An 11,446-nucleotide genomic window follows, 5' to 3' on the forward strand; every position below is an offset into this window, starting at 1 on the left:
GGGAGTGTATGATTTTTCATTGTTAAGACAGCTATTGAAAGCTCATCTAAAATAGCTAATGAAATCCAATACATCTATTTTTGAGTGTGAAAAATGTCAATAATGTCAAAAATCATGGAAACTGTTTTGGATAAAAGGCATCGTGAATATGTTGATGATGCGGCTAAAGCTCGAGAGCATATGATGGAGCGTTCTATTGTAGAAGATGAACGTTATGAAATACCAAAATGGATATACCGCACCAAAGTTGAAAGCAGGGACATGTTTGGATGTCAGATGATAATCTTTAATGATGTTGATGATAGTGAACGTCTGGTCATATATCTTCATGGTGGAATATATGTAAACGAGATTAGACGGCCTCACATTACTTTTTGCGATAAGCTTGCAAAGAATGTTAATGCATGTGTATTTGCTCCAATCTATCCGCTTGCACCAAAGCATATCTACGAAGAAACCTATGAAATAGTTGAAAAGCTATATAAACATTTGATGACATTGAATAAGCCAATCATAATCATGGGAGATTCTGCAGGAGGAGGGCTGTCTGCAGCATTTTGTGAATATATCTCTTTTAATGATTTGCCACAACCCGAAAACTTGATTTTGATATCTCCTTGGCTTGACGTGTCAATGTCTGGAGATTATGATGACGTGGAATTTGATCCAATGCTTGGGGTGGATGGGATTCGTGAAATGGGTGAAACCTGGGCAGGTGACCTTGATTCGAAAGACTATAAGGTAAGTCCACTCTTTGGAAAAGTGGATAAACTTCCGAAAACAACACTCTTTGTAGGAACTCATGAAATACTCTATCCGGATATAGTTAAATTCTATAATAAGCTAAAGGATAATGGTGTTGATGTGGAGCTTAATGTTGGTGAGAAAATGAATCATGTTTATCCTATTTATCCGTTAGTTCCCGAATCAAAGGAAGCATTCAAACATATTGTTGAAATAATTTTAGATTAAATGTTTAAATTAGATAATTGCAACTGAACGAGGTTGATAATATTTAATTAATATAATATCCAATAATATAATTATTGAGGACGTAAAGTGAGGGATATTTTAAATCGCAGTGAGGGATTAAAATGGATAAAGAACAAATTAAAAAGGAATTAACTGATAAGTCTAATAAGATTTTGGAAAAATATTCTGAGATGGACGTTGTTGAAACAGTGTCAGTGATGAATATGGCTGCCAAAACCATATTTTTAGGTTCTCTTAAAGTTTATAATACGCAAGTCATTCCCAATATCATTAGGGATTTGGAAAAGGAACTCAAAGGCTATGGGGAACTTGTTGTCAGAGACCAAAGAGTCACTCCATGCTGTTCTCCAAGTTACACTCATATCAGTTTCAATGTCTCTATTGCAAATTAGATATTTATGAAAGAATTCAAACTAAAATCACCTTATAAACCGTTGGGTGATCAACCAAAAGCCATTAACTCTCTAGCTGAGGGCATAAAAAAAGGTATAAAGGAACAGACTCTTTTAGGAGTGACAGGTTCGGGCAAGACTTTCACAATGGCAAATGTCATTGAAAAAGTCCAGAAACCCACTCTTGTCATTTCACACAACAAAACCCTGGCTGCACAATTATATGAAGAATTCAAGGAATTTTTCCCGGATAATGCCGTAGAGTACTTTGTCAGTTATTATGATTATTACCAGCCGGAAGCTTATGTGCCAAGAACTGACACATTCATTGACAAGGAAGCATCCATCAATGATGATATCGATATAATGAGGCACTCTGCTACACAATCCCTTCTTTCAAGGGATGATGTTATTGTTGTAAGCAGTGTAAGCTGTATTTACGGTATCGGTTCGCCTGAAGACTATGGTGAATTTGCTTTCGGCATAGCTGTTGGAGATATTTATGACAGATCTGAAATTCTCTCACGCCTGGTTTTCATGCAATATGAGCGAAACGACATAGAATTTGACAGAGGTCAGTTCAGAGTAAGAGGGGATGTCATTGAAATAAACCCTGTTCACGGAACGCCCCCTATAAGAATCGAGCTTTTCGGTGATGAAATCGATGCGATTAGCTTAATCGACAAGGTCACGGGAAAAAAACAGGAGTCCCTTCAAAGATACATGATTTTCCCTGCAAAGCACTTTGTTGTCGGCCAGGACAAGATGGATGTCGCCCTTTCCAAAATATCCAGTGAACTGGAAGAAAGGCTTCAGGAACTTAATCTGACAGGAAAATTGTTGGAAGCCCAAAGACTGGAGCAGAGAACTCGTTTTGATATAGAAATGCTTCAGGAAATGGGATACTGTCCGGGTGTAGAAAACTATTCAATGCATTTGTCCGGCCGTAATTGGGGAGACAAGCCTTATTCGCTCTTGAAGTATTTTCCGGATGATTTTTTAACAATTATTGATGAGTCCCACGTTACTGTTCCGCAAATCAGGGGAATGTATAATGGAGACCGTGCACGTAAGGAAACTCTGGTTGAATATGGATTCAGATTGCCTTCAGCCAAGGAAAACAGGCCGTTAAGGTTTGACGAGTTCGAATCATCAGTCAATCAGGTAATCTATGTCTCAGCAACGCCTGCACAATATGAACTTGCAAAATCAAGGAATGTGGTCGAGCAGATTATCCGGCCGACAGGATTGGTTGATCCTGAAGTGCTGATTAGACCGGTTACAGGTCAGGTGGAAGACCTGCTTGAAGAGGTAAGAAAAACCGCCGAAAAAGATGAAAGGGTGCTTGTTACCACACTGACAAAAAGAATGGCTGAAGACCTGACTGACTATTATGCAAGAATCGGCGTTAAGGTAAGATACATGCACTCTGAAATCGATACATTGGAGAGAATTGAGATTGTGGATGATTTAAGAAGAGGCAAGTTCGATGTATTGGTTGGTGTAAACCTTTTAAGAGAAGGCCTTGACTTGCCCGAAGTGTCACTTGTAGCTATTCTGGATGCGGATAAGGAAGGATTTTTAAGAAACGAAACTTCTTTAATTCAAACTATTGGGCGTGCGGCAAGAAACGTCAACGGCCGTGTAATAATGTATGTGGACAACATGACAGATTCTGTTAAAAACGCATATGACATTACACTTAAAAGGCGTAAGCTCCAGATGAAATACAATGAGGTTCACGGAATCACTCCAAAATCCACTCAAAGGACTTTAAAGGAGAAACTTGCAGATGAAGATGTAAAATATAAAGGAATTTCAGGTTCTGAAGTCGAAAATATGCCTAAAGATGAACTTCGTTTGCTGATAAATGATTTGGAAAAGGATATGAAGGATGCAGCTGCAAGACTTGACTTTGAACGTGCTGCAGACTTGAGAAACAAGCTTTATGCACTGAAAGGCTTTGACAAATAGCTTCTTTTGAAGGTGTGTTTGTTCATACAGTCGCACTTCAAAAATTGTTAAAAATTATTTTTTACATAATGAGCATTATCCATTTTGGGGGGGGGTTAATGTTTGACTATATCTTGGAAGAAGTATTGGATTTGCTCGACAATCTTGATGAAACTCAAATTAAAGAGTCCAGACATTTCATTGAATCAAATGTTGATAGATTTGCCGATATCGGTTTGATTTATGATTTGTTATTGAATGAAAAACCTGTTCAAATTGGCAAAACGAAAACAGGAACGTATAAAGTTGTCTATGAGCATCCTAAACAATAATTTAAAGATATTTATTTGATAATAATGATAATTAATAGTCAAGAAATAACCCTTTTGATGGAAATTTTAAACAATGATGGGAAGATTATTCAGCCTTTCAGCACTATTGCTAAGAATATAATTAATGTCTCTGAAATGGAAGTAATTTGTTCATGTTAATTTTCTTTAAGAGAAAATTTTTTCAATTTTTTTCTTTTTTTCGAGTTTGTTGAAATTTCATATTATTTTTCAAATGCTCTCTCAAACATTTTATAAATGATTTTGTTCTAATATAATATAACTAAATTAAGGAGATTACTATGGAGTCTAAAAAACAGATTGTCATAAAGGGTGCACGTGAGCATAATCTTCAGGATATTGATGTCAGTGTGCCCCGTGATGAATTTATTGTAATTACTGGTCTAAGCGGGTCCGGAAAGTCTTCACTGGCATTTGATACAATCTATGCTGAAGGACAGCGTAGATATGTTGAGTCATTATCTGCTTATGCAAGACAATTTTTGGGGCAGATGAAAAAGCCCGAAATGGAATCAATAGAAGGGTTGTCTCCGGCCATTTCAATCGACCAGAAAACCACAAGGGAAAACCCAAGATCCACTGTAGGTACAATTACTGAAATTTATGATTATTTAAGATTGTTGTATGCAAGAATAGGCATTCCTCACTGTCCTAATTGTGGAAAGGAAATATCCCAACAGACAATAGGTCAAATTGGAGATTCCATCATCGAAGAGGGTGAAGGAATCAAAATCCAAATATTGGCACCTATTGTTCGTGACAAGAAAGGTCAATTTAAGGATGTCCTTGAGGATTTGAGAAACAAGGGTTTTGTTCGTGTCCGTGTTGACGGTGAGATAAGGGACTTGGATGAGGACATTAGCTTGGCCAAGACATATAGGCACAACATTGATGTTGTGGTTGACAGGCTTAAAATCAGGCGTGACGTTGACTTTAAAAGAAGGCTTGTGGATTCACTGGAAACTGCAGCAGAATTCACCGATGGTCTAATCACAGTACTGTTCGATGACGGCGAAGAATATGAGAAAAAATATTCAGAGCACTTTGCCTGCGTTGACTGTGGAATAAACTTTGAGGAGCTGACTCCAAGGATGTTTTCATTCAATGCTCCTCAGGGGGCATGCCCTGAATGTAATGGTATAGGTTCCAAAATGGAAATCGACCCTGATTTGGTGGTTCCAGATAAATCACTGACATTAAATGAGGGAGCAATTGTGCCTTGGGCAAGTTCAGCAAAAAGGGAAAATTACTACTTCCAGATGCTTGATGCTGTATCAAAGCATTTCAATTTTTCAATGGATACTCCATTTGAAGAGCTACCTAAGGAATACCAGGATACTATTCTTTTCGGATGCAACGAAAAAATCCCATTCAAATTCAAAAGAAGAAACAAATCATACATGGTCAATCGTAAGTTTGAGGGTGTGGTTCCAAGAATGCAAAGATTATATTTTGAAACCAAATCAAGCTATTCAAGAAAATATCTCTCAAAATTCATGAGTGACAGAAAATGTTATGTCTGCAACGGCAAACGTTTAAGGCCAGAGGTTTTAGCGGTTACTGTCGGAGGAAAATCAATCATTGACGTGTGTGACTTGTCAATCAAGGATTCATACAGATTCTTCCAGGAACTGGAACTTACAGAAAGAGAAAACTTCATCGCAAAAGAAGTCCTAAAAGAGATTAAGGAGCGTTTAAGCTTTTTGGTTGAAGTGGGACTTGATTATCTATCAATGTCAAGATCATCCGGTACATTGTCCGGTGGGGAAGCACAGAGAATCAGATTGGCCACTCAAATTGGTTCAGGTTTAGTGGGTGTTTTATACATTTTGGATGAACCGAGTATCGGACTCCACCAAAGGGACAACATAAAACTCATTGAAGCATTAAAAAGACTTAAAGATTTGGGAAATACTCTGGTTGTCGTTGAACACGATGAAGAGACAATCCTGTCAGCAGACCATGTAGTGGATATCGGTCCCGGTGCCGGTGAGCACGGAGGTAAGATTGTAGCTCAGGGAACACCTTTGGACATAATGAACAATCCGGATTCCATTACAGGCCAGTACATTTCAAGAGTCAAAAAGATAGACATCCCAAAAGAGCGCCGTGAAGGCAACGGACAGTTCATTACAATTAGGGGTGCAGCTCAAAATAACCTGAAAAATATCGATGTTGACATCCCGCTTGGCAAATTCACATGCGTAACCGGTGTCAGCGGTTCCGGTAAAAGCAGTTTAATTAATGAAATATTATACAAGGGCGCTAAAGGAAAGTTAACCAAAAAATTCATGTTTGCAGGTAAATATGACAAAATCGAAGGACTTAATAACATTGACAAGGTCATTGCAATTGACCAAAAGCCAATTGGAAGAACTCCAAGATCAAATCCTGCAACATACACAGGAGTATTTACGGATATCCGTGATCTGTTTGCAAACACTCCTGAGTCCAAAGCAAGAGGATACAAGCCTGGAAGATTTTCATTCAACGTTAAGGGCGGAAGATGTGAGGCCTGCTCAGGTGACGGTATTGTCCAAATCGAAATGCACTTCCTGGCAGATGTTTATGTTCCATGCGAAGTCTGCGGAGGCAAAAGATACAATGAAGAGACTTTAGACATAAGATATAAGGGCAAGAACATCTATGAGGTCCTTGAAATGACTGTTGAAGAGGCATTGGAATTCTTTGAAAACATTCCAAAAATCACCAAAAAGCTTCAGACATTATATGATGTCGGATTGGGCTATATGAAAATAGGCCAGCCTGCAACAACCCTTTCCGGTGGTGAAGCTCAAAGAATCAAGCTTGCAAAAGAGCTTTCAAGAACAAGCACTGGTAAAACATTATATATCTTGGATGAACCGACTACAGGTCTTCATTTTGCAGATATCAAAAGGCTTTTGGATGTTTTGGCCAGATTGACAGATGCAGGAAATTCTGTCGTTGTCATTGAGCATAACCTGGATGTTATAAAAACTGCTGACCATATTATTGACCTGGGTCCTGACGGCGGTGACGGCGGCGGTGAAGTGATAGCTACCGGAACACCTGAAGAGATTGCAGAAGCCGGAACATATACCGGACAATTCCTGGAGAAAATGCTTGATGAAAACATCACTCCTTATGCAAAGGAATTGGTTCAAGATATAGGAAAATGAATTTTTCTTATATCACTTTACTATTTTTTTAATTTTCAATTTACATTTTTATTCTACTTTTTTTAAATATATTGAACATCTATTATTTAAAATTCTTTTTTAGGTGATTGTTTAACTAAATTTAAATACTTTATTGAATAATTTATAATCATAGGGAGCTAGTAAAGTATAAATACTATATAAAATACTTACTAGTGTACTTATCATTAAAGGTGATAATATGAGAGAGTTATATGAAAAAATGATTAACGAGTCAATGGCTGCTCAAAAGGCAGACGTTACAGTTATCTCTGAAAACAGGTACAATGACTTTAAAATCACTGACGCAAAGCCATATGCTGATGCTGTGGCAGGCATGACTGCACTTGACAGTCAGGCAGAATCCGTAATTAACTTACACAAGGAATCTGTCAAAAACCACTTTGAGATTTTATCTTCCATTACAGACACCTTGAAATGTGAAGATGATCCTTTCATTGAACATTTCCAAACTCCTCCGGTTTTAGAAATTTTATGTGAAGAAGATGGTGAATTTGCAGACAGTTTAGATAAATTTATCCAAGCTATTGCAGATAATGAAGCCCTTGTTGCTAAAGAATCCATCAGAAGATACGGTGGTTTTTACGGACCGACATGTGTTGTGGACTTTGCATTGATGCCTGGAAGTACCAGTAATGTTGTAAACCAAATACTTCAAAAAACAGACATTCCAGTTGCTCACAAACAGGCAATCCTATCCGCTAAATCATGGGGTATGAACACTTCATATGGTATAGGTGATGCATTTGCAAACGCTATTGAAGCAGGTGCAACAGCAGCTGAAGCAACCGAAAAGGAAATTGCAGCATTGCAGATGATTTATAAAACTCCAATCGAAGGACAGGGCCAACTGATGGATGATGCAGACCACACATCATTTGATGTAAGGGACTACATGAACAAATACAAAAAAGCAATGACATCAACCGTTAAAGCAGCAATGGATGATGGAGTGCACTACGGAAACATCGTAACAGTTCCAGCATACTGTGTCGGAGATATCGGACACCACATCGGTCAGTCCACATACAACATGTGTAAGGATGATGTGACTTTAGCTATCGTTCAGGCAACTGCTGAAGTAATAGGTTCCACATTAACATCCAATCTGGACAATTACAAATCAGAGTTTGACGTATTGAAATTGGCTACAGGTTCATCCGCATGCGCAACTGAATTCATATTGGAGCTTGACGGATTCAATGCACCTATGGTAGTGGATTTATTCTCAAAAAGATTCCACAACTTCGTACAGCAATATCCAACAAGAGGAGCTGCTGCTGAGCTTCACAACTGTGACTTCATGGACATGATTTACAGAGGATTTAACGCAATCAGCGGAGCCCGCAAATTCAGGGCAGGCACTGGTGGAGAACTGGCTCCTAAAATCAATGGTATGACAGTTGATTTAAGCCCAATTTTAGCTAACGAAACAGTAATGAACCCACAAAGGTACACTTATCCTGCATGTGCAATTACAGTAAGGTTCTCATCACTCATGAGACTTGCGGACTACCCATGTCTTTTAACTTCAGAACCAATTACAGCAACAATGATGACAAACATTATTGCACTTAACAAGGAAGCTCCGGGATCACCTGTAAGAGGATGTAAAAACTGTGCTGCAGCATCACTGGTTGACAACAAACACGAATACTGTCAATGGAGAGAATCTGTATAGGGGGAAAGTATGACTTGCAATATTAGAAAAAAATTCTTTGCAGAGCTTCTGGGAACATTTTTCCTGGTATTTTTCGGTACAGGTGCAGCTGTTGTAACATTATTGATTACCGAAGCATCTGGAGCTACCGGAATCGGACCTTTAGGTGGATTAGGTGACTGGATTGCTATAGCTTTGGCATTTGGTCTGACTGTAATGATATGTATTTATGTATTCGGTAAGATATCTGGCGCACACTTGAATCCTGCTGTAACAATCGGTCTGCTTGTGACCAAAAACATTGATTTAATCGACAGTGTTTGCTATATAATTGCACAGGTAATCGGTGCATGTTTGGGAAGTTTATGCTTATTCCTATGCCTTGGTGCTCCGGCAGTTGCAATCGGTGGTCTAGGTGCTACCGCTCCGGGACTTGGTGTGACATACTGGCAGGCAATGTTTGCAGAGTTTTTAGGAACATTCTTCCTCATGATGGTTGTAATGGGTGTTGCAGTTGACAAAAAGGCAGAACCGGGTTTTGCCGGAATATCAATAGGTATGACCGTTGCAGCAGTAATTGTAGTATTAGGTGCATTTACAGGCGCTTCAATCAACCCTGCACGTACATTCGGTCCGTACCTGATGGACATGATTTTAGGCGGTCAAAACCTTTGGGCATTCTTCCCTATTTATCTGGTTGGACCTATTCTTGGAGCAGTATGTGCTGCATTTGCATATGCATATCTTGCAAAAGACAGTGGAGTCTGTGAACTTCCACAACCTTTCAACGACGAATAATTCTTTTTGAATTATTCTTCTTTTCTTTTTTTTAATGTCATTTTTACACTCAAAAAACAATATTTATATGGCCTTATTTTTTTAATATTGAAGTAAATATTGCTTTGATTTAATATAGAAGCATTTATATACTGTTAAATATAATATATATTTGTTTAAATTGTTTAATTAAAAATTTAAGGATGTAAATATTATGTTGGCAGAAGAGATTAAACCTATTTCAAACGCTATGGACAAATCATTCAGATACACAGGCGACCAATGGGCAAGCGATTTTCACTTAAATTTGGAACTGCCAGGAATTTTCAAGGAATTGCTTCAAAATGATGTGGTAATCGATCCAAAGACTGGAATTAGAATGGATTTGCTTGAATTGGTTGAACTTGAATGTGGAATTGAGATATTAATAAATATTGAACACCAATCTACAAAATTGGATACAATTAAAATCAAAATAATTGACGGATACAAAAACTATTCTAAATGCAAACACAAACTTCCATTATTGTCAGTCATCGTTAGTCCATTTCCAAAAGAGGAGCACGAAACAGAATATCGCTCTACAGAATCTGATGTCCTTCAGCCGGTGTTTGTCACAATCGACGATGAAGAAATTCAAAAAAGATTAAATATTCTAAAGGACAATTATAAAAATAACGAAATTGAAAATTATATTGTTTTAAATATTGCTATAATTGCCATTTTTGTCCTCAATAATAAATATGATGTTCTAAAAGAATTGTGTATAATTCTTACTCAGTCAAATGGAATTAAAGGTGAAATAAGAAGGGATATGACAAAAGTTCTTGAAGAAATGATTAAGTACAAATTAAATGATAATGCAGAACAGGTAATGGAGTTGTTAGGGATGTTAGAAAAAGATAGGGAAACTGCAAAAAGGGGAATGCGAATTTGGTATGAAGAAGAGTTTGCACAACTGGAAGCGCAACATAAAAAAGAACTCAGTATTCAGGAGGCACAATATAAAAAAGAATTGGCTGAGAAGGATGAGTTTCATGCTATTGAGTTGGCTGAGAAGGATGAGAAGATTGATGAGTTGAATACATTACTTAAAACAAATGGCATGAACTAAGGGTATTTGTGGCTATATAATTATTATCCAAAAAAATAATAGAACTATATAAAATTATTTTAATCAAGTTACACTAATATTATTAATATAATATAGGTGATAAATTGAATTTTGATGTTAAGGAAGCTATTTTGATATTCATTCGCGGGGTCCTGATGGGTTCTGCAGATATTGTTCCGGGAGTTTCCGGAGGAACAATAGCATTGATTACTGGAATTTACGCTCATTTGATAGGAGCCATCAGTAAAATCAAGTTTGGATTTGTAAGACCGTTGCTGAAAGGAGATTTAAAAGGTTTTAAAGATGAACTGTTTGATGAAATCGATTTTAAATTCTTCATACCTCTTGTATTAGGTATAGGAGTTGCATTTTTAACTCTGGCAAAGGTCGTGACATTCTGTATGGACGCATATCCTGCATGGACATATTCATTCTTTTTAGGTTTGATTATAGCTTCAGCTGTAATCCTTCTTAGAAAAATAGACAAGATAAACATAAAGCATATTGCCTGTGCAATAGTGGGTTTAATATTGACATATATATTTGTAAGTCTGAATCCTATTGCAGCCAACCATTCCCTGCCGATACTTTTCATTTCAGGAATGATTGCAATCTGTGCAATGATTTTGCCTGGAATTTCAGGTTCATTTTTATTATTGCTTTTAGGCCAGTACAAATACATGCTGAATGCCCTTCACACATTAAGCATTGTTGAAATCGTAGTTTTCGTCGTCGGTGCATTGATAGGAATACTTGGATTTTCAAAAATCCTGAATTATCTTCTTAAAAACTATGAGGAACTGACAATGGCATTCCTGATTGGGGTAATGCTTGGATCTCTTAAGGTTCCTGGTGTTGAGATTATCAACTCTGTAAGTTTGAACTTTGCCGGACTGTTCCCATGCTTTATCGTTGCAGTTGTCGGTTTTGCTCTGATTATAATTTTGGAAACCAGATTTGACTATATCGAATAGTCAAATTTGAAAACTTTTTTTAGTAAAATTGCT

General features: G+C 37.4%; 9 protein-coding genes. All 9 read left to right on the forward strand.

Features of this window, described 5'->3' with window-relative positions; genetic code table 11:
• Positions 1 to 93: 93 nt before the first annotated feature.
• Positions 94 to 972: an alpha/beta hydrolase gene (locus Q4Q55_RS04645; RefSeq protein WP_303371656.1), complete on the forward strand. Its 879-nt coding sequence runs from the start codon at positions 94 to 96 to the stop codon at positions 970 to 972.
• A gap of 122 nt (positions 973 to 1,094) precedes the next feature.
• The gene (locus Q4Q55_RS04650; RefSeq protein ID WP_303371657.1) at positions 1,095 to 1,385 is read left to right on the forward strand and encodes a hypothetical protein; all 291 of its coding nucleotides are present in this window, start codon (positions 1,095 to 1,097) and stop codon (positions 1,383 to 1,385) included.
• Positions 1,386 to 1,391: 6 nt separating this feature from the next.
• Positions 1,392 to 3,359, forward strand: a complete 1,968-nt coding sequence (uvrB, locus tag Q4Q55_RS04655; protein WP_303371658.1) for an excinuclease ABC subunit UvrB — start codon at positions 1,392 to 1,394, stop codon at positions 3,357 to 3,359.
• 98 nt (positions 3,360 to 3,457) lie between these two features.
• Entirely contained in the window at positions 3,458 to 3,670 is a 213-nt protein-coding gene (locus tag Q4Q55_RS04660; RefSeq protein ID WP_303371659.1) for a hypothetical protein, read from the forward strand.
• A 293-nt stretch (positions 3,671 to 3,963) separates the two neighbouring features.
• Complete coding sequence (gene uvrA, locus Q4Q55_RS04665) at positions 3,964 to 6,849, forward strand: excinuclease ABC subunit UvrA (RefSeq protein ID WP_303371664.1); 2,886 nt, start codon at positions 3,964 to 3,966, stop codon at positions 6,847 to 6,849.
• A 220-nt stretch (positions 6,850 to 7,069) separates the two neighbouring features.
• Complete coding sequence (locus Q4Q55_RS04670; RefSeq protein WP_303371660.1) at positions 7,070 to 8,569, forward strand: DUF2193 domain-containing protein; 1,500 nt, start codon at positions 7,070 to 7,072, stop codon at positions 8,567 to 8,569.
• Positions 8,570 to 8,578: 9 nt separating this feature from the next.
• Positions 8,579 to 9,346 carry an MIP/aquaporin family protein gene (locus Q4Q55_RS04675; protein WP_303371661.1) on the forward strand — a complete coding sequence of 256 codons (768 nt, stop codon included), beginning with the start codon at positions 8,579 to 8,581 and terminating at the stop codon, positions 9,344 to 9,346.
• A gap of 193 nt (positions 9,347 to 9,539) precedes the next feature.
• Entirely contained in the window at positions 9,540 to 10,439 is a 900-nt protein-coding gene (locus tag Q4Q55_RS04680; protein WP_303371662.1) for a hypothetical protein, read from the forward strand.
• Between the two features lie 155 nt (positions 10,440 to 10,594).
• Positions 10,595 to 11,413 carry a DUF368 domain-containing protein gene (locus Q4Q55_RS04685; RefSeq protein WP_303371665.1) on the forward strand — a complete coding sequence of 273 codons (819 nt, stop codon included), beginning with the start codon at positions 10,595 to 10,597 and terminating at the stop codon, positions 11,411 to 11,413.
• Positions 11,414 to 11,446: the final 33 nt, after the last annotated feature.

The sequence above is a fragment of the Methanobrevibacter sp. genome, from assembly GCF_030539555.1.
Classification (GTDB): Archaea; Methanobacteriota; Methanobacteria; order Methanobacteriales; family Methanobacteriaceae; genus Methanocatella.

Coding starts and splice junctions, on each gene's coding strand:
- uvrB (WP_303371658.1), top strand. CDS start 1,392: ATGAAAGAATTCAAACTAAAATCACCTTATAAACCGTTGGGTGATCAA.
- Q4Q55_RS04645 (WP_303371656.1), top strand. CDS start 94: ATGTCAATAATGTCAAAAATCATGGAAACTGTTTTGGATAAAAGGCAT.
- Q4Q55_RS04660 (WP_303371659.1), top strand. CDS start 3,458: ATGTTTGACTATATCTTGGAAGAAGTATTGGATTTGCTCGACAATCTT.
- Q4Q55_RS04650 (WP_303371657.1), top strand. CDS start 1,095: ATGGATAAAGAACAAATTAAAAAGGAATTAACTGATAAGTCTAATAAG.
- Q4Q55_RS04670 (WP_303371660.1), top strand. CDS start 7,070: ATGAGAGAGTTATATGAAAAAATGATTAACGAGTCAATGGCTGCTCAA.
- Q4Q55_RS04675 (WP_303371661.1), top strand. CDS start 8,579: ATGACTTGCAATATTAGAAAAAAATTCTTTGCAGAGCTTCTGGGAACA.
- Q4Q55_RS04685 (WP_303371665.1), top strand. CDS start 10,595: ATGGGTTCTGCAGATATTGTTCCGGGAGTTTCCGGAGGAACAATAGCA.
- Q4Q55_RS04680 (WP_303371662.1), top strand. CDS start 9,540: ATGTTGGCAGAAGAGATTAAACCTATTTCAAACGCTATGGACAAATCA.